The 24332-nt window shown below is 64.3% G+C and carries 21 protein-coding genes; 10 read left to right on the forward strand and 11 right to left on the reverse strand.

The genetic code is table 11. The features are described from left to right. The first annotated feature begins 29 nt into the window (after positions 1-29). Together AC3RCP_RS09485 and AC3RCP_RS09490 are read left to right on the forward strand one after the other, a co-directional pair. Positions 30-1217, forward strand: coding sequence for a M20 aminoacylase family protein (locus AC3RCP_RS09485; protein WP_007922066.1), 1188 nt, complete (start codon positions 30-32; stop codon positions 1215-1217). 87 nt (positions 1218-1304) lie between these two features. Further along, a complete protein-coding gene (locus AC3RCP_RS09490) occupies positions 1305-2648 on the forward strand; it encodes an MFS transporter (RefSeq protein WP_101337181.1) in 1344 nt (447 codons plus the stop codon). Positions 2649-2656: 8 nt separating this feature from the next. Here the strand turns inward: AC3RCP_RS09490 and AC3RCP_RS09495 are convergent, their stop codons facing one another. Then, positions 2657-3865, reverse strand: coding sequence for an MFS transporter (locus tag AC3RCP_RS09495; RefSeq protein WP_087088839.1), 1209 nt, complete (start codon positions 3863-3865; stop codon positions 2657-2659). Positions 3866-4130: 265 nt separating this feature from the next. Between AC3RCP_RS09495 and AC3RCP_RS09500 the strand changes: the two genes are divergently transcribed. Together AC3RCP_RS09500 and AC3RCP_RS09505 are read left to right on the forward strand one after the other, a co-directional pair. Further along, a complete protein-coding gene (locus AC3RCP_RS09500; RefSeq protein WP_492569707.1) occupies positions 4131-4760 on the forward strand; it encodes a DUF5666 domain-containing protein in 630 nt (209 codons plus the stop codon). Between the two features lie 105 nt (positions 4761-4865). Next, positions 4866-5315, forward strand: a complete 450-nt coding sequence (locus AC3RCP_RS09505) for a RidA family protein (RefSeq protein WP_277588135.1) — start codon at positions 4866-4868, stop codon at positions 5313-5315. Positions 5316-5443: 128 nt separating this feature from the next. On the opposite strand, the gene AC3RCP_RS09510 is transcribed toward AC3RCP_RS09505, so the two are convergent. The 8 genes from AC3RCP_RS09510 to gcl form a co-directional block, all read right to left on the reverse strand. Then, positions 5444-6442 carry a sulfate ABC transporter substrate-binding protein gene (locus tag AC3RCP_RS09510; RefSeq protein ID WP_492569709.1) on the reverse strand — a complete coding sequence of 333 codons (999 nt, stop codon included), beginning with the start codon at positions 6440-6442 and terminating at the stop codon, positions 5444-5446. Between the two features lie 94 nt (positions 6443-6536). Continuing rightward, positions 6537-7382, reverse strand: coding sequence for an ion transporter (locus AC3RCP_RS09515; RefSeq protein ID WP_492569711.1), 846 nt, complete (start codon positions 7380-7382; stop codon positions 6537-6539). A gap of 21 nt (positions 7383-7403) precedes the next feature. Further along, on the reverse strand, positions 7404-8327 hold the full coding sequence (locus AC3RCP_RS09520; protein WP_492569713.1) for an urea transporter: 924 nt from the start codon (positions 8325-8327) through the stop codon (positions 7404-7406). Between the two features lie 164 nt (positions 8328-8491). After that, on the reverse strand, positions 8492-9907 hold the full coding sequence (pyk, locus tag AC3RCP_RS09525; RefSeq protein ID WP_101337185.1) for a pyruvate kinase: 1416 nt from the start codon (positions 9905-9907) through the stop codon (positions 8492-8494). After that, a complete protein-coding gene (locus AC3RCP_RS09530; protein ID WP_007922094.1) occupies positions 9897-11177 on the reverse strand; it encodes a glycerate kinase type-2 family protein in 1281 nt (426 codons plus the stop codon). The genes pyk and AC3RCP_RS09530 overlap by 11 nt, the downstream gene beginning before the upstream one ends. Before the next feature lie 172 nt (positions 11178-11349). Further along, the gene (locus tag AC3RCP_RS09535) at positions 11350-12240 is read right to left on the reverse strand and encodes a 2-hydroxy-3-oxopropionate reductase (RefSeq protein ID WP_007922096.1); all 891 of its coding nucleotides are present in this window, start codon (positions 12238-12240) and stop codon (positions 11350-11352) included. A gap of 89 nt (positions 12241-12329) precedes the next feature. Beyond that, on the reverse strand, positions 12330-13112 hold the full coding sequence (gene hyi, locus AC3RCP_RS09540; protein ID WP_492569716.1) for a hydroxypyruvate isomerase: 783 nt from the start codon (positions 13110-13112) through the stop codon (positions 12330-12332). Between the two features lie 136 nt (positions 13113-13248). Further along, a complete protein-coding gene (gcl, locus tag AC3RCP_RS09545; RefSeq protein ID WP_492569718.1) occupies positions 13249-15024 on the reverse strand; it encodes a glyoxylate carboligase in 1776 nt (591 codons plus the stop codon). A gap of 264 nt (positions 15025-15288) precedes the next feature. Between gcl and AC3RCP_RS09550 the strand changes: the two genes are divergently transcribed. Beyond that, entirely contained in the window at positions 15289-15729 is a 441-nt protein-coding gene (locus AC3RCP_RS09550; RefSeq protein ID WP_101337187.1) for a GlcG/HbpS family heme-binding protein, read from the forward strand. A gap of 120 nt (positions 15730-15849) precedes the next feature. Here the strand turns inward: AC3RCP_RS09550 and AC3RCP_RS09555 are convergent, their stop codons facing one another. Beyond that, a complete protein-coding gene (locus tag AC3RCP_RS09555) occupies positions 15850-16458 on the reverse strand; it encodes a TetR/AcrR family transcriptional regulator (RefSeq protein ID WP_007931453.1) in 609 nt (202 codons plus the stop codon). 135 nt (positions 16459-16593) lie between these two features. On the opposite strand from AC3RCP_RS09555, the gene AC3RCP_RS09560 reads away from it, so the two are divergent. Beyond that, entirely contained in the window at positions 16594-17520 is a 927-nt protein-coding gene (locus AC3RCP_RS09560) for a DUF808 domain-containing protein (RefSeq protein WP_492569719.1), read from the forward strand. A gap of 48 nt (positions 17521-17568) precedes the next feature. On the opposite strand, the gene AC3RCP_RS09565 is transcribed toward AC3RCP_RS09560, so the two are convergent. Then, complete coding sequence (locus AC3RCP_RS09565; RefSeq protein ID WP_007931457.1) at positions 17569-18984, reverse strand: aminotransferase-like domain-containing protein; 1416 nt, start codon at positions 18982-18984, stop codon at positions 17569-17571. A gap of 265 nt (positions 18985-19249) precedes the next feature. Here AC3RCP_RS09565 and AC3RCP_RS09570 point away from each other — a divergent pair, with 265 nt between their 5' ends. The 4 genes from AC3RCP_RS09570 to AC3RCP_RS09585 all read left to right on the forward strand — a co-directional run bounded on the left by AC3RCP_RS09570 (position 19250) and on the right by AC3RCP_RS09585 (position 24318). Then, positions 19250-20254 carry an SGNH/GDSL hydrolase family protein gene (locus AC3RCP_RS09570; RefSeq protein ID WP_007931458.1) on the forward strand — a complete coding sequence of 335 codons (1005 nt, stop codon included), beginning with the start codon at positions 19250-19252 and terminating at the stop codon, positions 20252-20254. Positions 20255-20439: 185 nt separating this feature from the next. Next, on the forward strand, positions 20440-22617 hold the full coding sequence (locus AC3RCP_RS09575) for an iron-containing redox enzyme family protein (protein WP_492569721.1): 2178 nt from the start codon (positions 20440-20442) through the stop codon (positions 22615-22617). A gap of 16 nt (positions 22618-22633) precedes the next feature. Further along, positions 22634-23677 (forward strand): inosamine-phosphate amidinotransferase, encoded by a 1044-nt coding sequence (locus tag AC3RCP_RS09580; protein ID WP_007931460.1) that lies wholly within the window; start codon positions 22634-22636, stop codon positions 23675-23677. Positions 23678-23691: 14 nt separating this feature from the next. After that, a complete protein-coding gene (locus tag AC3RCP_RS09585; protein ID WP_007931461.1) occupies positions 23692-24318 on the forward strand; it encodes a LysE family translocator in 627 nt (208 codons plus the stop codon). Positions 24319-24332 lie beyond the last annotated feature (14 nt).

A 24332-nucleotide genomic window follows, 5' to 3' on the forward strand; every position in this document is an offset into this window, starting at 1 on the left:
GGCCATCTATCACTGCTGAGGAGAAACCCATGCCGAGCCCAACGATCCTGCCTGAGATACGCGAGCTGACGACGCCCATGGTTGCGCTGCGCCAGCATCTGCACGCCCATCCTGAACTGAGCTACGAGGAGTTCGAAACCAGCCGCCTGGTCGCCGACAAGCTGCGCGGCTGGGGTTATGAGGTTCACCACGGGCTGGCCGGCACCGGCGTCGTGGCGTCGTTGCGCAAGGGCCGGGGCAACCGGGTCATCGGCCTGCGCGCGGACATGGACGCCTTGCCGATCCTGGAAACCAGCGGCTTGCCCTACGCCAGCCGGCATGACGGCAAGATGCATGCCTGTGGCCATGACGGGCACACCGCGATGCTGCTGGCCGCCGGCCAGTGCCTGGCCCAGAGCATCGACTTCGATGGCACCGTGCGCCTGATCTTCCAGCCCGCCGAGGAAGGGCATGTGGGCGCGCGGAAGATGATCGAGGATGGGCTGTTTCAGCTGTTTCCCTGCGATGCGGTCTTTGCCATGCACAATTGGCCGGGGTTGCCGGTGGGTAAGTTCGGTTTTCTCCCCGGGCCGTTCATGGCCTCGGCCGACACCGTGACGATTGGCATCAACGGCCGTGGCGGTCACGGCGCCATGCCCCAGGACACGGTCGACCCGATAGTCGCCGCGGCCTCGCTGGTCATGGCGTTGCAGACCGTGGTGGCGCGCAACCTGCCGCCCCTGGAAATGGGCGTGGTCGGGGTCGGGGCGATTCACGGCGGCAGCAGTTCGTCGGTGGTTCCCACTCGCGTCGAGCTGGCGGTGACGGTCAGGGCATTGAAAGAGACGACCCGTGAGCTGTTGCTACAGCGCATCGAGGCGCTGGCCCACGCCCAGGCCCAGGCATTCGGCGCGACTGCTGAGGTTACGGTCAGCGCCAACGCGTTCCCGGTGCTCTACAACCACCCGCGGGAAACCGCCCTGGCGCGGGCGGTGGCCCTGGAGTGGCTGGGCGAGGAGGGGCTGGTCGCCGATATGCAGCCGATGACCTGCAGCGAGGATTTCTCTTTCATGCTGCAAGCCTGTCCCGGCAGCTACCTGATCATGGGCAACGGCGAAGGGACGGCGGGCGGCTGCCTGTTGCATAACCCGGCCTATGACTTCAATGACGCCTGCCTGCCTTACGGCGCCAGCTACTGGGTGAAGCTGGTGAGTGCCTTTCTCGAGCCGGTCGACTGACCCGCAGCCTCTGGTGATCGCTCCGGCCGGACCTGTTCGGGCCCGGCCGGTCGTGGGTGCGTAGCCCTTGTCTGCAAGGAGAATGTCATGGCCGTTGTTTCCGAATCCTTCGCGCCGGTTGCGGCGACGAATCTGTGTGTTTCCCGTCGGCGAGTGATTGTCGGTACCACTATCGGTAACGCCCTGGAGTTTTTCGATTTCACGGTGTTCAGCTTTCTGATGCTGTTTATCGGGCCGCTGTTTTTCCCTGCGGCGTCCGCTTACGGGCAGTTGCTGCTGACCACCGCGACCTTTGGCGTGGGTTTCCTGATGCGCCCGGTCGGCGCGCTGCTGATCGGTTCCTACTCCGACCGCTTCGGCCGTCGCTCGGCGATGACCCTGACCCTGTTCCTGATGGGCCTGGGCTGCGGCCTGATGGCCTTGACCCCGACCTATGGCCAGATCGGCATGGCCGCGCCCCTGATCATGGCGCTGGCGCGACTGATCCAGGGTTTTGCCGCCGGTGGCGAAGTGGGGGCGGCGACCACCCTGCTGGTGGAACACGCCCCCGCATCGCAACGGGGTTTTTATGCCAGCTGGCAGTTCGGCAGCCAGTCGCTGGGGATCTTCCTCGGCGCGATCATGGTTGCGGCGCTGGTGGCGGGGCTGGATCAACAGGCGATGAGCGAGTGGGGTTGGCGGGTGCCGTTTTTCATCGGCATGCTCACCGCCCCGGTGGGCTGGTACATCCGTCGCCACCTGGAAGACACCCTGGTGCTCGGGCTGTCGACTGCCCACAGCCAGCAGGCCAGGGAACATGCGGCCCGCAGCAGTCCGCTGCGCGAGCTGTTCGGCCAGCACAAGCGGGCATTGGGCAAAAGCGTGCTGCTGATGCTCGGGGCCATGGTCTCGACCCAGATCATCGCCTTTTACATGCCGGCCTATGCCGCCAGGGTGCTGGGCCTGCCGACCACCTCCAGCCTGCTGGCCAGCGTGGTGGTGGGGGCGGTCTGTTTTGTGTTGTCGCCGCTGGTGGGCTGGCTGGCCGATCGCTGTGGGCGCAAGCGGGTGATTTTCTGCTCGCGCCTGCTGACTCTGCTGGTGATAGTGCCGTGTTTCCAGTGGCTGATCGCCGCCCCCAGCCTGTTCAACCTGCTGCTGATCATCGGCCTGCTCTCGGTGTTGCTGACCCTGCAGACGGTGCCGGGCATCACCATGTTGCCGGAGATGTTCCCCAAGTCGGTGCGCACCACCGGCATGGCGGCGGCCTACGGTATCGGGGTCTCGGTGTTTGGCGGCTTCGCCCAGTTTTTTGTCACCTGGCTGCTGCAGGTGACTGAGCAGGCGCTGGCGCCGGCCTGGTACATGATGGCGACGGTCGCCTTGTCCACCCTGGTGTTGCTGTGGATTCGCGACCGCACCGGTGAGGACATCGATCAGGCTGTGGCTTGAGCCCGGGCTCAGGCCGTGACAGGCAGCGCCTTCTGCGAAGTGCCCAGGAAACGCAGCAGGGCCAGCAACGGCAAGGCGCTGCCGACGCCGACTATGCCCAGCCAGCCGGCGTGTTCGTACACCGCGCTGGCAATCGACGAGCCGACCGCGCCGCCGATGAAGATGCTGGTCATGTACAGCGCGTTGAGGCGGCCACGGCTATGGGCATCCAGCGCGTAGACCGCGCGCTGGCCGAGGACCATGTTCATCTGCACGCAGAAATCCAGGACCACGCCGGTCACTGCCAGGCCGATGACGCTGTAGGCCGGGTGGACAAAGGCCGGCAGGAAGCTCAAGGCGGCGAACAGCATGGCCAGCAACGAGGCGACACGGGTGTGGCCGGCATCCGCCAGGCGTCCGCTGATGGGCGCGGCGATGGCGCCGATGGCTCCGACCAGGGCGAACAGGGCGATCTGGCTTTGCGACAGGCCGTGGTTGCGCGCCAGCTCCAGCGGCACCGCGGTCCAGAACAGGCTGAAGGTGGCGAACATACAGGCCTGGTAAAACGCCCGCTGGCGCAGCACCGGTTGCTGGCGCAGCAGGGTGCCCAACGAACCCAGCAACTGGCCGTAGGTGGCGCTGTGGGCAGGCTGGCGCTTGGGCACGGTCAGCAGCAGGACCAGGCTGATGGCGGCCATCAGCACGGCGGCGGCGATAAACATTGCGCGCCAGCCGAACAGGTCGGCCACCACGCTGGACACCGGGCGTGCCAGCAGGATGCCCAGCAGCAGGCCGCCCATGATGCCGCCGACCACCCGGCCACGGGATTCCTCCGGCGTCAGGTGCGCGGCCAGGGGAATCAGGATCTGTACCGACACCGAGCTGAAGCCGATCAGCAGCGAGACCAGCAGAAAGGCGTTGGGTTGCTCGGTGAACCCGGCGCCCAGCAGGCTGGCGATGGCCACCAGGCTGGTGAGGATCATCAGCCGGCGGTTTTCCAGCAGGTCGCCCAGGGGCACCAGGAAGAACAGGCCCAGGGCGTAGCCGATCTGGGTCAGGGACACGATCAGGCTGGCCATGGTGCTGCTCAGGCCGATGTCCGGGGCGATCAGCTCGATGATCGGCTGGGCATAGTAGATGTTGGCGACGATGGCGCCGCAGCAGAAGGCGAACAGCAGCACCATGCCGCGGGTCATGGTCGTGGTGGCGGCGGGCAGCCCCTGGGTCGTGGAAGTCATGGCGATTCTCGTTGCAGCGAAAAGGATGCGGACGAGGCTAAGGGGCTGGCCCGTGACGCGGTAGAAGCTGACGAGCGATAGCATTCATGCCCGGGAGGAATAAATGCCTGGCGGGGCCGGCCGAGAGCGGCAGACGACGACCGGGATCGCGTTGCGATGATACATTTACTTACATTCAGTTCCATAGCTCGCTCATTGTTCCGCGGACACTGGAGTGCTTTCGTTTAGACCTCTGTGCCACCTTTCATCACAGGAAGCCCGTCCCATGAATCTGTGTCTTCGCCGCCTGCTCGGCGGCGCCCAAGCGATCACCCTCGGCGCACTGCTGCTGGCCGGCCCGGTCCAGGCCCAGGACGCGCCGGGCATGCGCATCGGCGTGCGCGGGGAAATCACCAGCATCGCCGGCGACGCGGTGCGGGTGCACGTCAACAGTGGCGAGAACGTCACCATCAACCTCACACCACAGACCCAGGTCCGCGCCGTGACCCTGGCCAATATCGAGGACATCAAGCCCGGCAGCTACATAGGTTCGGCCGCCGTGCCGCAGGCCGATGGCAGCCTCAAGGCGCTGGAGGTCCATGTGTTTCCACCGCAGATGGCCGGCACCGGCGACGGTCATCGGCCTTTCGATCTGGTCAAGGGCAGCAGCATGACCAATGGCCGCGTCGGCGACCTGGTGGTGAGCAACGGCCGGACCCTGACCGTCAACTACAAGGGCGGCCAGCAGACGATCCTGGTGCCGGACGATGTGCCCATCGTCAACCTGGTGCCGGGTGACCGCAGCCTGCTCAAGGCCGGGGTCAAGGTGGTGATGTTCGTCTCCCAGAGCGCGGACGGCACGCTCACCGCGCAATCGATCTCCGCCGGCAAGGATGGGGTGACGCCGCCGATGTAGCTGGCTGGCGGTTACGTTGCCAGGTATTTCAACGGCCTGGTTTCGGATGGTCTTGTGCAGGGGCTTGGTTTAGGGTTTGCGGTCGTCTATCGCAGCGGAGGTCCCATGCACACATCAGTCTTCAATCCGCCCAGTGTCTTCAATTCCCTGCAGTACGGTTTCAGCCAGGCCGTGGAGGTGCGCGGTGGGCGGCGCCTGCTGCTGTCCGGCCAGGTGGGTGTCGATGAGCGCGAGGTCTGCGTCGGCCCGGGGCTGCGCGAGCAGACCGAGCAGAGTTTCGACAATATCGCCCGGGTCCTGGCGGCGGCGGGCGGCGACCTGAGTCACGTGGTCATGCTGCGGATCTACATTGCCGAGGCAGCCCGCGACCAGCAGGAACAGATCAGCCAGGTGCTGTTGCAGCGTTTCCCCCAGCAGCCGCCGGCGTCCTCGTGGATCATCGTCAGCGGCCTGTCCTTGCCCGAGTGGCTGATCGAGATCGAGGCGGAGGCGATGTTGCCTGAGCTGCATCAGGCGGGGAAGGCGGTGCTGTTCGAAGCTGCCGCCGGGCTTTAGATTCCTGACCCGCAAAATACGGTAGCCGCTGCCGAAGGCTGCGATCGCACACAGCGTGTGCGCAAGATCTGACGATCGCTGAAGGCCTTCGGCCTTATCGCAGCCTGCGGCAGCGGCTACAGGTGTTGTTACTTATCGCCGTAGATCTGGTCGAAGACCCCGCCATCGTTGAAGTGGGTCTTCTGCACGGTGCGCCAGTCGCCGAAGGTTTTTTCCACCGAGAGGAAGTCGACTTTCGGGAAACGGTCGGTGTACTTGGCCAGGACTTTCGGGTCCCGTGGGCGCAGGTAGTTGTTGGCGGCGATTTCCTGGCCTTGCGGCGACCACAGGTACTTCAGGTACTCCTCGGCCGCGGCGCGCGAGCCTTTCTTGTCGACCACTTTGTCGACCACCGACACCGGCGGCTCGGCTTCGGCGGAGACGCTCGGGTAGATGACTTCGAACTGATCGCGGCCGAATTCGCGGGCGATCATTTCCGCTTCGTTCTCGAAGGTCACCAGCACGTCGCCGATCTGGTTGGTCATGAAGGTGGTGGTCGCGGCGCGGCCGCCGGTGTCGAGCACCGGTGCCTGCTTGAACAGCTTGCCGACGAAGTCCTTGGCCTTGTTCTCGTCGCCGCCGTTCTTCAGCACATAACCCCAGGCCGACAGGTAGGTGTAGCGGCCGTTACCCGAAGTCTTGGGGTTCGGCACTATCACCTGCACGCCATCCTTGAGCAGGTCCGGCCAGTCTTTCAGGGCCTTGGGGTTGCCCTTGCGCACGATGAACACGGTGGCCGAGGTGAAGGGCGCGCTGTTGTTCGGCAGGCGGGTCACCCAGTTGTCCGGCACCAGCTTGCCGTTGTCCGCCAGGGCGTTGATGTCGGTGGCCATGTTCATGGTGATGACGTCGGCCGGCAGGCCGTCGATCACCGAGCGCGCCTGTTTGCTGGAACCGCCGAAGGACATCTGCAGGGTGATGTTCTCGTTGTGCTCGGCCTGCCAGTGCTTCTGGAAGGCAGTGTTGTAGTCCTTGTAGAAGTCTCGCATCACGTCATAGGAAACGTTGAGCAGGGTCGGAGCGGCCTGGGCGGCGCTGCCCAGTGCCAGGCCGGCGGCCAGGAGAGAGGCGCTAACGAGTTTTTTCACTGCACATTCCTTTTATTAGAGAGTGAAGGCAATTTGCCGCCGACTATAGCCGGGGCGGTATATCTCTTTAAAGATTAAAAAGTGCTTTGCTTATTCAGTTTCCCTGAACCACTTTCGGGAACAACGCATTGCCACACCGCGAGCAGAACGCGGCGCCGTGCTCATGGTCGTTCTTCCTGCACACCGGGCAGTCGTGCTTGAGCTGTTCGCCGCGCAGGGCATTGGCCAGTTCCGCGGTGAAGATCCCGGTGGGCACGGCGATGATCGAGTAACCGGTGATCATCACCATCGATGAAATCACCTGGCCCAGCGGCGTCTTCGGCACGATGTCGCCAAAACCCACGGTGGTCAGGGTGACGATGGCCCAGTAGATGCCCTTGGGGATGCTGGTGAACCCGTGCTCGGGCCCCTCGACCACATACATCAGGGTGCCGAACACCGTGACCAGGGTCGATACGCTGAGCAGGAACACGATGATTTTCTGCTTGCTGCCGCGCAGCGCCGACATCAGGTAGTTGGCCTGCTTGAGATACGGGCTGAGCTTGAGCACGCGGAAGATGCGCAGCATGCGGATCACCCGGATGATCAGCAGGTACTGGGCGTCGCTGTAATACAGGGCGAGGATCCCCGGCACGATGGCCAGCAGGTCCACCAAGCCGTAGAAACTGAAGGCGTAGCGCAACGGCTTGGGCGAGCAATACAGGCGCAGACCGTATTCGATGGCGAAGATCAGGGTAAAACCCCATTCGATATAGGCCAGCACATTGGCGTAGTTCTGATGCACCTCGTCGATGCTGTCGAGGATCACGATCACCAGGCTGGCGAGGATGATCAGCAACAGGGTGCTGTCGAAGCGTCGACCGGCCACGGTGTCGGTCTGGAAAATCATGACGTAGAGATGCTCGCGCCAGTGCCGGTTGTTGTCCGTGTTGCTGTCCATGTTGTTCGCCTGAATCGAAGGTCAGCGAAGCCTAGGGGGATTGGCCCCGGTAGCGCAAGGCGTGCTGTCCACGGCGGCCTGGCGCAGCACCCGCAGCGCGGCGCGAACCAGCCAGCAGGCGAGGATAAAGGGTGCGGTGAGCACGGGCAGGCCCAGCGCGGCGAAGCCCGGGGCGAGCAGCAGCGCCAGGAGCATTCCCGGCAGGGCCAACCAGGATCGGCGGCGGTCCTGGCTCAGGGCCAGGGCGACCAGGGCACAGTTGTAGCCGCCAAGGCCCGGCAGGGCGCCGGCGTGGTCCTGTTGCAGCAGGGCGAAGCCCAGGCCCGCCGCCGAACCGAACAGCGCCCAGGCGGCCGCCCGGCGATCAGCCAGCAGCAACCCCAGGGCGATCAGCACCCCGGCCAGCGGATGCTCGAGGAACATCACCTGGCCAAGCCCCTGGATCAGTACCTGCAGCAGCGCCAGCGCATCGGGCTCGACCCAGGGCGCGGCGGCACCCGCAGGCAGTGGCGCGGCCAGGCCCAGCAGCAACCAGCCGAGGCCGACGAAGGGCGCGGTGTAGGCCGGTAGGCAATATTGATCGCGGGCGCGTTTGAGCCATTGCCGGGTGAGGATCGCACTGACGCCGCCGCAGGCGATGATCAGCGGTGGCAGCAGCACCGACCAGTCGAAGCGCAGGCTCAGGAGCAGGCCGAGCAGGACCCCGTTGTAGCTGAACAGCCCGGCTTGCCGGTCGGCCTTGGCATAGCCCCGGCGCTGCGCGGTGAGCAGCCCGGCCACGCCGCCCAGCAGCGCGCCACCGAGCAACGCCGGAGCGCTCAGCAGGATGGCCAGCATGCACAGCAGGCCGCACAGCGGATGGCGCTGGAGGAAGATCTGGCTGAAGCCGTTGAGCAGGGCGGTGGCCCAGTCGGGGCAGTGCGCGTTGAAGTGTTCTGAAGGCATGAGGGTGGCTCTTGTAGCCGCAGCCGAGCGCAGCGAGGCTGCGATCGGGCGCGTAGCGGCCGTCAATCAGGCAATGCCGTGTTCCACAGGCAAGTCCAGTGCTCGGGCCTGGCGAAGACTGCGTTTTCGAGCGCAGCCTCGCAGGCTCGGCAGCGGCTACATGCTCAGATCAGGGTTTCGATGCGCAGCGAGTTGGTCGAGCCCGGCTGGCCGAACGGCACGCCGGCGGTGATTAACAGGGTGTCGCCACGTTTGGCCATGCCTTGCGCCTGGGCGATCTCCAGGGCGGTGGAGCAGACCTCGTCGACCTGGCGCAGGCGGTCGTTGACCACCGAGTGCACGCCCCAGGCCACCGTCAGGCGCCGCGCGGTGGACAGGTTCGGCGTCAGGTTGAGGATCGGCACCGTCGGCCGTTCCCGGGCCGCGCGCAGGCTGGAGCTGCCGGACTCGCTGTAGTTCACCAGCACCGCCACCGGCAGGATGCTGCTGATACGGCGGATCGCGCAGCTGATGGCATCGGACACCGTGGCTTCGGCCTGGGGCCGGCTGACGTCGAGCTGGGCCTGGTAGTCCGGGCCGCTTTCCACCTGGCGGATGATCTTGCTCATCATCTGCACCGCTTCCAGTGGGTATTCGCCGGAGGCGGTTTCCGCCGAGAGCATCACCGCGTCGGCGCCTTCGGCCACCGCGTTGGCCACATCCGTGACCTCGGCCCGGGTCGGGGCAGGGGAGAAGCGCATGGATTCGAGCATCTGCGTGGCCACCACCACCGGTTTACCCAGCTGGCGGCAGGTGCCGATGATGTTCTTCTGGATCTGCGGCACGCTTTCGGCCGGCACTTCGACGCCCAGGTCGCCACGGGCCACCATGATGGCGTCGCTCAGTTCGGCGATCTCGCGCAGTTGGGTGACCGCCGAGGGTTTCTCGATCTTGGCCATCAGGAACGCCTTGTCGCCGATCAGCGCGCGGGCTTCGCGAATGTCCTCGGGGCGCTGCACGAACGACAGGGCGACCCAGTCCACCCCCAGTTCCAGGCCGAATTCCAGGTCGCGGCGATCCTTGGCGGTCAGCGGGCTGAGGTCGAGCAGCGCCTGCGGGACGTTGACGCCCTTGCGGTCCGACAGCTCGCCACCGTTGAGCACCGTGGTGTCGATGGCGTCGGCGTGCTTGGCGGTGACCCGCAGGCGCAGCTTGCCATCGTCCAGCAGCAGGTCCATGCCCGGCTCCAGGGCTTTGAGGATTTCCGGGTGGGGCAGGTTGACCCGGCGCTGGTCGCCCGGGGTGCTGTCCAGGTCCAGGCGCAGGGCCTGGCCACGGTGCAGCTGGACCTTGCCTTCGGCGAACGTGCCGACCCGCAGTTTCGGGCCTTGTAGGTCCATGAGGATGCCCAGCGGGTAGTTCAGCTGTTTTTCGACTTCGCGGATCCACTGGTAACGCTGGGCGTGATCGGCGTGGTCACCGTGGCTGAAATTGAGGCGAAAGATATTCACCCCGGCCTGCACCAGCTCGCGGATATCGTCGATGCCGTCGATGGCCGGGCCGAGGGTGGCGAGGATTTTGACCTTTTTGTCAGGCGTCATGTTTTGGGCTCTCGAGGATCAGGATGGCGCGGAAGTCGTTGACGTTGGTGCGGGTCGGCTCGGTGACGATCAACCCATCCAGGGCCGCGAAGTAGCCATAGCCGTTGTTGTTGTCCAGCTCGTCGCTGGCACTCAGGCCCAGGGCGGCGGCGCGGGCATGGCTGTCCGGGGCCATGATCGCGCCAGCGTTGTCTTCGGAGCCGTCGATGCCGTCGGTATCGCCGGCCAGGGCGTAGACGCCGGGCAGGCCCTTGAGGCTGTCGGTGAGGCTCAGGAGGAACTCGGCATTACGCCCGCCGCGGCCATTGCCGCGCACGGTGACCGTGGTTTCGCCGCCGGACAGGATCACGCAGGGCGCCGCCAGCGGCTGGCCATGCAGCACCACCTGGCGGGCGATGCCGGCGTGGACCTTGGCCACCTCGCGGGACTCGCCTTCCAGGTCGCCGAGGATCAGCGGGCTGAAACCGGCCTGGCGGGCTTTCACCGCGGCGGCCTCCAGCGACTGCTGCGGCCGGGCGATCAGCTGGAAGTGACTGCGGGCCAGGCTCGGGTCGCCGGGCTTGACGGTTTCCGACTCCGGGCTTTGCAGCCAGGTGCGCACCGCCGCCGGGACCTCGATGGCATAGCGCTTGAGGATCGCCAGGGCCTCGGCCGAGGTGCTGGGGTCGGCCACGGTGGGGCCGGAAGCGATGACCGTGGCCAGGTCGCCCGGTACATCGGAAATCGCGTAGGTGTAGACGGTGGCCGGCCAGCAGGCCTTGGCCAGGCGGCCGCCCTTGATCGCCGAGAGGTGTTTGCGCACACAGTTCATCTCGCCGATGGTGGCGCCGGACTTGAGCAGGGCTTTGTTGATCGACTGCTTGTCCGCCAGGCTGATGCCCGCGGCGGGCAGGGCCAGCAGCGCGGAACCGCCGCCGGACAGGAGGAAGATCACCCGGTCCTGTTCCGAGAGGTCGCTGACCAGCTCCAGCACGCGCTTGGCCACGGCCAGGCCGGCGGCATCGGGCACCGGATGGGCGGCTTCGACCACTTCGATTTTTTCGCAGGGCGCGCCGTGGCCGTAGCGGGTGACGACCAGCCCGCTGACTTCACCCAACCAGCAGCGTTCGACCACCTGGGCCATGGCCGCGGCGGCCTTGCCGGCACCGATGACGATCACCCGGCCGCTGCGGTCGCTGGGCAAGTGGGCTTCGAGGACGTGCTGCGGGTGGGCGGCGTCGATGGCTGTGGCGAACAGCTCACGGAGGAATTGTTGCGGATCGACCGACATGGCGGGCTCCCGGATTTCTTGTTATTCGAGGTGTGGCTGTAACGCAGCCTGTAGCCGCTGCCGAAGGCTGCGATAAGGTTCGAAGAACCTTCCTGCGATGTGCAAGTGCACGCCTGCTGCGCAGGCGATCGCAGCCTTCGGCAGCGGCTACAGGGGATTTCCTGGCGTTCTCTTACTGGTCGCGGATCGAGAAGTTGGCCATGTGTTCCAGGCCCTTGATCAGCGCCGAGTGGTCCCAGTTGCTGCCGCCGATGGCCGCGCAGGTGCTGAACACTTGCTGGGCGTTGGCGGTGTTCGGCAGGTTGATGTTCAACTCCTTGGCGCCTTGCAGGGCCAGGTTCAGGTCCTTCTGGTGCAGGCTGATACGGAAGCCCGGGTCGAAGGTGCCCTTGATCATGCGCTCGCCGTGCACCTCGAGGATCTTCGAGGAGGCGAAGCCACCCATCAGCGCCTCGCGCACCTTGGCCGGATCGGCGCCGTTTTTCGCGGCGAACAGCAGGGCCTCGGCCACCGCCTGGATGTTCAGGGCGACGATGATCTGGTTCGCCACCTTGGCGGTCTGGCCGTCGCCGTTGCCGCCGACCAGGGTGATGTTCTTGCCCATGGCCTGGAACAGCGGCAGGGCGCGCTCGAAGGCCTGGCTGTCGCCGCCGACCATGATGCTCAGGGTCGCCGCCTTGGCGCCGACTTCACCGCCGGATACCGGGGCATCCAGGTACTGCGCGCCTTTCTCGTTGATCCTGGCGGCAAAGGCCTTGGTCGCGGTCGGCGAGATCGAGCTCATGTCGATCACCACCTTGCCCGGGCCGACGCCCGCCGCCACGCCGTCGGCGCGGAACAGCACGTCGTCGACCTGCGGGGTATCCGGGACCATGACGATGATGAATTCGGCTTCCTGGGCCACTTCCCTGGGGCTGGCCAGGGCGACTGCGCCGGCGGCGACCAGGTCGGCCGGGGCCGCGTCGTGGTGCTGGGACAGGAACAGACTGTGACCGGCTTTCTGCAGGTTGGAGGCCATTGGGTGGCCCATGATGCCGGTGCCGATGAATCCGATTTTAGCCATGAGAAAATCCTCTTTTTGTTAGGTAGCACGCCCTCTGTAGGAGCGAGCAAGCTCGCTCCTACAGCGATAAACGATGACGCGGTTGCCGATCAGATTGCGTTGTGGCTCTTGAGCCAGCCCAGGCCCGCCTCGGTGGTGGTCAGCGGCTTGTATTCGCAGCCGACCCAGCCCTGGTAGCCGATCTTGTCCAGGTGCCCGAACAGGAAGCGGTAGTTGATCTCGCCGGTCCCCGGTTCGTGACGCCCCGGGTTGTCCGCCAGCTGGACATGGTTGATCGCGTCCAGGTGCCCGGACAGGGTCCGGGCCAGATCGCCCTCCATGATTTGCATGTGGTAGATGTCGTATTGCAGGTACAGGTTGCTGCTGCCGACCTGTTCGCGAATCGACAGGGCCTGGGCCGTGTTGTTCAGGTAGAAGCCCGGAATGTCGCGGGTGTTGATCGCTTCCATCATCAGCTTGATGCCCGCGGCCTGGAGTTTTTCGGCGGCGTACTTGAGGTTGGCGACGAAGGTCTTTTCCACCGTGGCATCGTCGAAACCTTGCGGACGAATGCCAGCCAGGCAGTTGATCTGGGTGTTGCCCAGCACCTGGGCGTAGGCGATGGCCAGGTCGACCCCGGCGCGGAACTCTTCGACCCGGTCCGGCAGGCAGGCGATGCCGCGCTCGCCTTTCACCCAATCGCCCGCGGGAAGGTTGAACAGCACTTGGGTCAGGCCGTGGGCGTCGAGTTGCGCCTTGATCTCGGCGGAGCTGAATTCGTAGGGGAACAGGTATTCGACACCACTGAAGCCAGCCTCGGCGGCGGCCTTGAAGCGGGCGAGGAAGTCCTGTTCGGTGAACAGCATGGACAGGTTGGCGGCAAAACGCGGCATGGTGGTCTCCTGTAGAGGTATCAATCCCTGTAGCCGCTGCCGCAGGCTGCGATAAGGCCGAAGTCCTTCGACGATCCTGAGATCTTGCGCATCCTGCGGATGCGATCGCAGCCTTCGGCAGCGGCTACATAGGGGGTCAGTCGAGCAGGGAAATCGCGGTCGGGGCGTCGTTGCCGACCAGCGCCAGGTCTTCGAATTCGTTGACCGCGTTGATTTCGGTGCCCATGGAGATGTTGGTGACACGCTCCAGGATGATCTCGACGATCACCGGCACCTTGAACTGTTCGAGCATTTCCTGGGCCTGGCGCAGGGCCGGCTGGATGCCCGACGGCTCGAATACCCGCAGCGCCTTGCAACCCAGGCCCTCGGCGACCGCGACGTGGTCCACGCCATAGCCGTTGAGTTCCGGGGCATTGAGGTTGTCGAAGGACAGCTGCACGCAGTAGTCCATGTCGAAACCGCGCTGTGCCTGGCGGATCAGGCCCAGGTAGGAGTTGTTCACCACCACATGGATGTATGGCAGCTTGAACTGCGCGCCCACGGCCAGTTCTTCGATCATGAACTGGAAGTCGTAGTCGCCGGACAGCGCCACTACTTTGCGCGATGGATCGGCCTTGACCACCCCCAGCGCCGCCGGAATGGTCCAGCCCAGCGGGCCGGCCTGGCCGCAGTTGATCCAGTGGCGTGGCTTGTACACGTGCAGGAACTGCGCGCCGGCAATCTGCGACAGGCCGATGGTGCTGACGTAGCAGGTGTCCTTGCCGAACACCTGGTTCATCTCTTCATACACGCGCTGTGGCTTGACCGGCATGTTGTCGAAGTGGGTCTTGCGTTGCAGGCTCGATTTGCGCTGCTGGCAATCCTGCAGCCAGGCATTGCGGTTCTTCAGCTTGCCGGCGGCCTGCCATTCGCGAGCGACTTCGATGAACACGGTCAGCGCCGAGCTGGCGTCGGAGACGATGCCCAGGTCCGGGGTGAACACCCGGCCGATCTGGGTCGGCTCGATGTCCACGTGGATGAATTTGCGGCCCTCGGTGTAGACGTCCACCGAACCGGTGTGGCGGTTGGCCCAGCGGTTGCCGATGCCCAGGACCACATCAGACTTGAGCAGGGTGGCGTTGCCGTAGCGGTGGGAGGTCTGCAGGCCGACCATGCCGACCATCTGCGGGTGATCGTCGGGGATGCTGCCCCAGCCCATCAGGGTCGGAATGACCGGGATGCCGGTCAGCTCGGCGAACTCCACCAGTAGCTCACTGGCATCGGCATTGATGATGCCGCCACCGGCGACCAGCAGCGGACGCTCGGCCTGATCCAGCAGGGCCAGGGCTTTTTCGACCTGGACCCGGGTCGCCGAAGGCTTGGCTAGCGGCAGCGGCTGGTAGGCGTCGATGTCGAATTCGATCTCGGCCATCTGCACGTCGAACGGCAGGTCGATCAGCACCGGGCCGGGGCGGCCGGAGCGCATTTCATAAAAGGCTTTCTGGAAGGCGTAGGGCACCTGGCCGGGTTCCAGGACGGTGGTCGCCCACTTGGTCACCGGCTTGACGATGCTGGTGATGTCGACGGCCTGGAAGTCTTCCTTGTGCAGGCGGGCACGCGGGGCCTGGCCGGTGATGCAGAGAATCGGGATCGAGTCGGCCGAGGCGCTGTACAGGCCGGTGACCATGTCGGTGCCGGCAGGGCCGGAAGTACCGATGCACACGCCGATATTGCCGGCCTTGGTGCGGGTGTAACCCTCGGCCATGTGCGAGGCGCCTTCGACGTGGCGAGCGAGGACGTGATCGATGCCGCCGACCTTTTGCAGGGCGGAGTACAGCGGGTTGATGGCGGCACCCGGGATGCCAAAGGCGGTATCGACCCCTTCACGGCGCATCACCAGAACGGCGGCTTCGATTGCTCTCATTTTGCTCATGGTTTTGTGCCTCTTACGTTTTGTAATTGTATACAAGTGGCTTTGCGCAGAGTGTATTCACGGCGAGCGTCGCAGGTCAATCCATTTTCTCTAGCGCTGGGGTGCGTTCGTCCGGTGCCGGTAAACAGGCGGCTTTTCGTCGGAAGCAGGGATTTACGAAAATTATTGTATACAAAAACAAAATTTGTTGTGTTCTATTTGTTGTATCGATCTTCTTATCGGAACTCCCGGATTTTTCCCAATAACAAAATAAGGACGGCACCCATGAGCGCTTTAACCTTGAACGTTGCAGTCAGCCTGGCCGGCAAGGCCCTGGCCTTCGGCCGCGAGATCAGCGCGGCACCCTTGACCATCGCGGTACTCGACGCCGGCGGGCATCTGGTGACCTTGCAGCGCGAAGACGGGGCCAGCTTGCTGCGGCCACAGATCGCCATCGGCAAGGCCTGGGGCGCGATCGCCCTGGGCAAGGGCTCGCGCCTGCTGGCGCTGGATGCGCAGCAGCGGCCGGCGTTCATTGCCGCGCTCAACAGCCTGGGGCAGGGCAGCGTGGTGCCGGCACCGGGTGGGGTATTGATTCGTGATCGGCAGGGGGCGGTGGTGGGGGCGATCGGCATCAGCGGCGACACCTCGGACATCGACGAGCAATGCGCGATCAGCGCCATCGAGGCGCAGGGCTTGCAGGCGGATGCGGGCGTGAGCGCCTGATCTGTAGCCGTGTAGCCGCTGCCGCAGGCTGCGATCGCACACAACGGGTGCGCAAGATCTGAAGATCGCTGAAGGCCTTCGGCCTTATCGCAGCCTGCGGCAGCGGCTACAAGGGCTGGCTTACTTGTCCGTTTCGCAGCCCTTGAGCACCAGGCGGATGATGGTCTGGGCGGCGGCTTCGTAATCGGACTCGTCCAGCTTGGCCTTGCCGGTCACCACCGAGATCTGCCAGTCGAAGTCGGCGTAGGTCTGGGTCGCGGCCCAGATGCTGAACATCAGGTGGTGCGGGTCGATGGGCGCGATCTGGCCACGATCGATCCAGGTCTGGATGCAATCGATGTTGTGCTTGGCCTGGGCGTTGAGTTGTTCGACCTGGTCCGGGCTCAGGTGCGGAGCGCCGTGCATGATCTCGCTGGCGAACACCTTGGAGGCGAAGGGCAGGTCGCGGGAGATGCGAATCTTCGAGCGGATGTAGCCGCTCAGCACTTCACTGGGCACGCCGTCGGCGTTGAACGGGGTCGAAGCCTGGAGGATCGGCTCGATGATGCTTTCCAGGACCTCGCGGTAGAGGTTTTCCTTGGATTTGAAGTAGTAGTAGACGTTGGGTTTGGGCAATCCTGCCTTGGCCGCGATATCGCTGGTTTTGGTCGCAGCGAAGCCTTTGTCGGCAAACTCTTCACTGGCGGCACGCAGGATCAGTTCTTTGTTGCGCTCGCGGATGGTGCTCATAAACCAGGTGATTCCTTGCCTGTTCGGGCGGTTGCGCATGGTAGCACCGGCCTTGCGCGAGGCTCAAGAATGCCCCGGCGGCCCTCGTTGCGCGTTATGCTTCGCAGCATTTATCACCTCAAGGAACCCTGATCCATGGCCGGAAGCAGTTTGCTGGTGCTGATCGACGATATTGCCGCGGTACTCGACGACGTGGCGCTGATGACCAAGATGGCGGCGAAGAAGACCGCCGGGGTGCTGGGGGACGACCTCGCGCTCAATGCCCAGCAGGTCTCCGGGGTGCGCGCCGAGCGTGAGTTGCCGGTGGTCTGGGCGGTGGCCAAGGGCTCGTTCCTGAACAAGCTGATCCTGGTACCCGCGGCACTGGCCATCAGTGCCTTCGCGCCCTGGCTGGTGATACCGCTGCTGATGCTCGGCGGTGCCTATCTGTGCTTCGAGGGCTTTGAAAAGCTCGCCCACAAGTTTCTCCACAGCAAGGCCGAGGATCAGGCCGAGCACCAGCAACTGATCGAAGCCGTGGCGGACCCGGCCACCGATCTGGTGGCCTTCGAGAAGACCAAGATCAAGGGCGCGATCCGTACCGACTTCATTCTCTCGGCCGAGATCATCGCCATTACCCTGGGCACCGTCGCCGACGCACCGTTGATGCAGCAGGTGGTGGTGCTTTCGGGCATCGCCATCGTCATGACCGTCGGCGTGTATGGCCTGGTGGGCGGCATCGTCAAGCTCGACGACCTTGGCCTGTGGCTGACGCAGAAGCCGGGCCAGGTGGCGAAAAGCATCGGTGGCGCGATCCTGCGCGCGGCGCCCTACATGATGAAAAGCCTCTCGGTGATCGGCACCGCGGCCATGTTCATGGTCGGCGGCGGCATCCTGACCCATGGCGTGCCGGCGGCGCATCACTGGATCGAGACTGTCACCGCGCACATGGCCGAGGCGGTTGGCGGGTTTTCGCTGATCATGCCGACGCTGCTCAATGCCGTGGCCGGCATCATCGCCGGCGCCGCGGTACTGGTCGTGGTGTCGCTGGGCGGCAAGCTGTGGCGCGCGGCCAGGGCCTGATTCGCACCTGCCCCTCGCCGCGGTGGCGAGGGGCAGGTGCGAGGGGTGTCAGGCGGGGAGCAGTTGCGCGACCGCCAGGCCGATCTTGTTGATCGCCTGTTCAATCTTGCGGTTGGGCACGCCGGCAAAGTTCAGCCTGAGGCAATTGCGGTACTTGCCGGCCGCGGAAAAGATATTGCCGTTGGCGATCTGGATGTCCTCGGCTTCCAGCAGCCGGTTCAGGGTGTAGGTGTCGAACTCGTCCGGCAGCTCCACCCACAAGGTGAACCCGCCCTGGGGTTTGCTGACCCGGGTGCCTTCCGGCAGATAGCGGCTGACCCACTCGGTCATCAGGTCGCGATGGCGCTGGTACTGTTTGCGCATCCGCCGCAGGTGCGGCAGGTAGTGACCCTTGGCAATGAATTCGGCCACCGCCAGCTGTGGCTGGGTAGCGGTGGTGCCGGAGCCGACGTATTTCATGTGCAGCACTTGCGGCAGGTAACGTCCCGGGGCGATCCAGCCGATCCTCAGTCCTGGCGCCAGGGTTTTCGAGAACGAACTGCACAGCAGCACGCGCCCGTCGTCGTCGAATGACTTCAGTGTGCGCGGCCGCGGGTAGCGGAACGCCAGGTCGCCATAGATATCGTCTTCGATGATCGGCACGTCGTAGCGCTGGGCCAGGCGGATCATCGCGCGCTTGCGATCGTCCGGCATGATGTAGCCCAGCGGGTTGTTGCAATTGGGCGTGAGCTGGATGGCCTTGATCGGCCATTGTTCCAGGGCCATTTCCATGGCTTCCAGGCTGATGCCGGTGACCGGGTCGGTGGGAATCTCCAGGGCCTTGAGGCCGGCGGCCTTGAGCAACTGGATGATGCCGTGGAAGCAGGGGGAGGCGATGGCCACGATGTCGCCGGGTTCGCACAGGGCGCGGATGGCGATGGACAGGGCTTCCTGGCAGCCGCTGGTGACGACGATTTCCGCAGGCGTCAGGCGGCAACCGGAATCGACGCCGAGGCGGGCAATCTGCTCGCGCAGGCTCAGCACACCTTGCAGGTGGTTGTATTGCAGGCTAGGGCTGTCGCTGCGCCGGCTGATCCGCGCCAGGGCGGTCAGCAGCGGCTTGAGGGTCGGCGCGGTGGTGTCGGGCATGCCGCAACCCAGTTGAATGGCATTGGCGTTCTGCTCCTGGCGCATCAGCTCCTGCACCAGGTCCCACTGGGAGATATCCACAGGCCGCAACGACGGCCGTCCCATCTTTGGCAGCTCCGGCAAGCGCCGGCCGGCTGGGACGAAATAGCCCGACTTGGGCTTGGGAATAGCCAGTCCCGAGCTTTCCAGAACCCGATAGGCCTGTTGCACGGTGGTGAGGCTGACGCCGTGCTCGAGGCTCAGGGCCCGCACCGAAGGCAGACGCTCCCCCGGTCCGTATAACCCCTGCTCAATGCGGCTGCTGATGTATTCGGCGAGATTCAGGTATCGAGTCATGCGGGGGACTGTAGCGACTCATCTGTCGTATAAAAAGTTACAGATTTCACTTTTTTTGAAAATTTTTCAGGGCGAAAAGGCAATCTGTACTGAGAAAAATCATCCGGCGTGTACCTATAAGACAGTGGTTGCCTTTGGGAAGATGGCCCGCATCGCGCTGTACTGGTTGTTCTTAAATACAGTTGCGGCGCAATTCAGAGTCCCCCCGAACGGGCTTCCCCCTCAGGCTACTTTAGACGATGACTTCTCAAGGAAGAGCAGGGTAATGACGGCAAGGATCAAACTGACTCCGCAGATGGCTGAGTACGAGCAGAAATTCACCGACGGTGGTGAGGTTCGCTGGCTGCCTTATTTGATGTACTTCCATCCTACCGACCACCGTTCGGAGGTGGTCAATACAGATGCCTCGGGCTTCCGCTATTCGGAGTTGCTGGGCATACAGTATTCGGTGGTCAACAGCCGCCACGCCAAGAGCGTGCGGGTGCTGGCCGGCAGCTCGACCGTGTTTGGCATCGGTGCCAGCTCGGATGCCTGGACACTGCCTTCGCGCCTGGCCGAGAACGATCCGGACAGCAAACCCTGGATCAACTTCGGCGGACGCAGCTTCAACTCGACCCAGGAGCTGACGCTTTTCACCCTTTATCGTCATTTGCTGCCCAAGGTCGACGAGATCGTGCTGTTTTCCGGGTTCAACAACCTGGGGCTGGCCCGCCAGCCACACAGCAGCCGTGGCGAACACGGCGCTTTCTTCAACTGCAATCAGTTCTTCGACGCCATGCGTCCGGAGACTCAGGCCCCCAAGCGCGGCATGTTCCGCGCCTTGCTCGGCAAGGAACAGGAAGAGCCGACGCCCGAGCCTCCACCGACCATGGAAGAGCAGATCGACTACGCCGCCGACCTGACCCTGCGTCATCTGGATACCTGGCGCGCACTGGCGGCCGACATGGGCGCCAAGCTGACCTTCATTCTGCAGCCGCTGGCCGGCTGGGTCCGGGAAAAGGGGTGCGACGAGGAAGAACAGCTGTTCGCCGAGCTGGATCGCGCCGGCAGTTTCAGCGAGGTCTATGGCGACATCCTGCAGCCCAGCGTCTGCGAGGCCTATGCCGCCCGCCTGCGCGAAGGCGCACAGAAGATGGGCGTGCGTTTCGTGAACATTACACCGCTGCTGTCCGAGGCCCTGCGGCCTGAACAGTGGTTGTTCGTCGACCGTATTCACTTCACCGACCAGGGGAACGATTTCGTCTCGAAAATCATCCTCGATGTTCTTTAAAGGAGTCTGCCATGAGTTACATCAAGAGCTTGTTCCAACGCCTGTTCGGCAAGAAGAAAAAGAAGAAGCCGGACTCTTCGATCTACCCGATGTTCTGATCTCGACACCCGACGTCATTGCTTGCCGATGACTGAGGGCCGGCAATGGATTGCCTTGGTCTCCAACCTGGAAGGGAAGTAAACAGTATGTGGCGCCAGTTTTATCGATCAGTCAGCAATCCCGAGAGCTTTCTGGGGGATGTCAGTATTCGGCGACTGATGGGCCTGGCCGCACCGGGTGAAGCCGGTGCGGGTGGCCTGGCCGAGTTGCGGGTACAGATCGAGCACTGGCGTGACGAGCAGGCCCGGGCTTACCGCGAACTGGCCAGCCAGGCCGCGGAACTGGGCAACCAACGGGAATTCGCCGAGGCGCTGCTGGCGCACTCGGCGCCACTGGCCTCGGTATTGGGCTGCTGGTTGCAAGGCATGAGCGCCCCCGGTGTCTTCGAGGACAGCGCGCAGCTCAAGCTCATGGAGTTGCTGGCCCACGACGTGGGCGTCGGGCGGCCGCTGGCATCGCGCGCCGATCACTTCAAATCGCTGTTGGTACAGTCGGGGCTGACCGCCTATGCGGTTTCGCCGTTCGAACTTTCCACGCTCCCCGACTTGCCTGACGAACTGTTCGAATTACCTGCATTGCTGCAAGCGGTCAGCCGCCGCAGCGATGCCTTTGGCGACACCCTGTGCGGCATCGATTATGCCTGGCGTGCCCTGGGGCTGAGCCCATGGTGGTCGGTGCTGGATGCGCAGCAACTGGATGTCCGCCGGCTCGACCTGAACCAGCTGGATGAAAGCGCGGGCGACAGTTCGGCGCTGGAAGTCTCCCAGTGGGTCTGCGAGCAGGTCGCCAGCCAGGGCAGCCTTCGCCGCCTGCAACTGGAGGCGGGCGCCCAATGGTTGTTCGCGGCCCTGAAAACCTTCAACGAACGATTGCTGGCGCACTGCCGGGCCGCGGTATCGCCCGAGCGCCTGATGGGCAAGATGATCCAGCGCATGGCCCGGGCCGGCGCGGTCTATCACCAGGATTACAAGATGGAAGGCCGCAGCCTGGCGCAGTGGCTGCGTGAGGCCCAGGTCGACCCCGTGCCGCTGCTGGAAATGCTTTCGCGCAGCCGCCTGATCGTGCCGGGCAATGCCGAGAAGAGCCTGCTGGTCAATACACTGGTCGCGCCGAACGGGCGCATGTTCCGGATTTTCAGCGAGGCTGACCTGAGCGTCATCCGCAAGTGGATCGATGGCCTGTCCGGCCCGATCCAGCGTGCGGAAGCTGCCGAAGCACCAGCGCCAACCCCTTGCAATGCAGTGGTTCGGCAGGTGCTGGGCGAGAACATTGCAGAGCAGGGCCAGTGGCCCAAGAGCTTGCGCGAGGCCTATTTCGTCTTGCAGGGCAGGGCGCTGGCGCCGCGCACCCAGGCTTTTGCCCAGGCTTATGTGACCCGTTGGCTGGAACAGTCGCGGCGCTCGCTGCAAAGCTCCGAACGCACTTTGCCTGAAGCCTGGAATGTCGGCGTCTTGCGCGAATGGTTGCTGGACAAGCACGACCGCCACGGCCAGGAGTTCGAAGAAAGCGACCCGGCGGCCATGCCGTCGCGCGAAGAAATCGTCGACTCGACCCTGCAACTGGCACCACTGACCCTGATCGACGGCGCCTGGCTCCAGGGTTTCACCGACCTGACGCTGGCCTCGTCCCATGTCGGTTACGCGCTGTTCCAGACCTATTGGGATGAGCTGGGTAACGGCTCCTATGCGTTGAACCATCCGAAAATCTACCGCGACGGCCTGCGCCAGATGGGCCTGGAGCTGGCGCCTACCGGTGCCCGCGAGTTCGCCGAGGATGAGCGGCTGCGCGAGGCGTCGTTCCGCTTGCCGGTCTACTGGCTGTGCCTGGGCAAGTTGCCGGTGACCTTCATGCCGGAAATCCTCGGCATGAACCTGGCGATGGAGCTGTCGGGGGTGGGCGGCAGCTATCGCTCGGCCCGGCGCTTCCTCAGGCACTACGGCTTCAGCACCGCGTTCGTCGACCTGCACAACACCATCGATAACGTCTCCACCGGGCATTCGGCCTGGGCGGTGGACGCCATCGACGCTTACATGCGCCAGGTCGCCGCGTCGAAGCCGGCGGAGCTGGCAGAGCACTGGCAGCGGGTCCGCGTCGGCTACGAGTCCCTGGCACCGCAGCCGGACCGCCTGACGTCCTGGTTGCGGCGCCTGGGTATCGGCTCCGCGGGTGCGGTGCTGCCCCGGAGCAAGACGCGGGGCGAGGACCAGGCGCTGTTTCATCACGAACCTATTGTCCCTGCCGCGCCGGTGGGCGTAACGGCCTGAACATCAAGGAGTGTCCATGTCTCTGGTCAATGTGCACAACGAGTGGGATCCGCTGGAAGAAATGATCGTCGGTGTCGCCCAGGGCGCACAGGTGCCGCGGCCTGATCGCGGGCTGTTCGCCCTGGACTACAGCGAGCAGCACGATTACATCGAGGAGATTCCATCCGGCCCCTATCCGCAGCAGGTCATCGAGGAGGCCAGCGAGGACCTGGACGCCTTTGCCGCCTTTCTGCGTTCCCACGGGGTCATAGTGCGGCGGCCGGACGTCACTGATCATCGCGCGGTATTCGGCACCCCAGCCTGGAAAACCGACGGCGAATACAACTATTGCCCACGGGATGTGCTGCTGCCCATCGGCCAGACCATCATCGAGGCGCCGATGGCGCTGCGCAGCCGTTACCTGGAGCCGTTCGCCTATCGCCGGCACCTGGCCGAATACTTTGCCAGCGGCTCCAACTGGATCTCCGCGCCCAAGCCGCAGCTGCTGGACAGCACCTACCGGATCAACCCCAAGGACGGCTCGATCATTGCCAATGACGAGCCGATCTTCGACGCCGCCAACGTGATCCGCATCGGCGAGGACATCCTCTATCTGGTTTCCCGCAGCGGCAACGAACTGGGCTGCCAGTGGTTGCAGCGGGTGCTGGGCGAGCGTTACCGGGTGCACCCGGTGAGCGGCGTATACGACGGCACGCACCTGGATACCACCATCACCGTGGTCCGCCCGGGGCTGGTGGTGCTGTGTCCGGAGCGGATCCGCAAGGACCAGGTGCCGGCGCTGTTCAAGAACTGGGACATCATCTGGGCGCCGGAAATGGTCGACACCGGCTATTGCTGGTCCTACCCGCGCGCATCGATCTGGCAGGGCATGAACTTCATCATGGTCAACCCGGCGCTGGCGGTGATCAACGACCAGCAGGTGCCGCTGATTCGCGCCCTGGAAAAACACGGTATCGATGTGGCGCCGCTGAAAATGCGCCATGCCCGCAGCCTCAGTGGCGGCTTCCATTGCGTGTCGGTCGACATTCGTCGCCGCGGCACCCTTGAAGACTATCGTTGAGCGGAGCCTGGGGCATGCAGAATCTGGACTACTACGCCGTCATCCTGTTCGCGATTTCCACCTGCGTGACGCCGGGGCCGAACAACGTGATGCTGATGTCCTCCGGGGTCAACTTCGGCATCAGCCGCACCCTGCGCCACGTTGCGGGCATCAACATCGGCTTTCCGCTGATGCTGATCGCGGTGGGACTCGGCGCCGGCGCGGTATTCCATCGTTATCCCAGCCTGCACGACATCCTGCAGGTGGTCGGTGCCCTGTACATGCTGTACCTGGCCTATCGGATCGCCACGGCGCCCACGGTCGATCTCGATGACCAGGGCGGGCGCCCGCTGGGCTTCACCGGCGCCGCGCTGTTCCAGTGGGTCAACCCCAAGGCCTGGATCATGGCGGTGGGCGCGGTCCTGGCCTACACCACACCGGTCGGTTCCTACAGTGCGCAGATCCTGCTGATCGCCTTGATCTTCTTTCTCTTCGGCTCGCCCTGCTCGATGGTCTGGGTGCTGTTCGGACGTTATTTGCGGCGCTTTCTCAGCGAGCCGAACCGGCTGCGGCTGTTCAATATTTCAATGAGTGTGTTGTTGGTGGTGTCGTTGATTCCGGCATTAAAAAGCCTGCCGGTCTCAAGTTGGTTGCACGGATGACGGACTGTGCACAG

The organism is Pseudomonas sp. GW822-FHT05A08 (genome assembly GCF_058800485.1).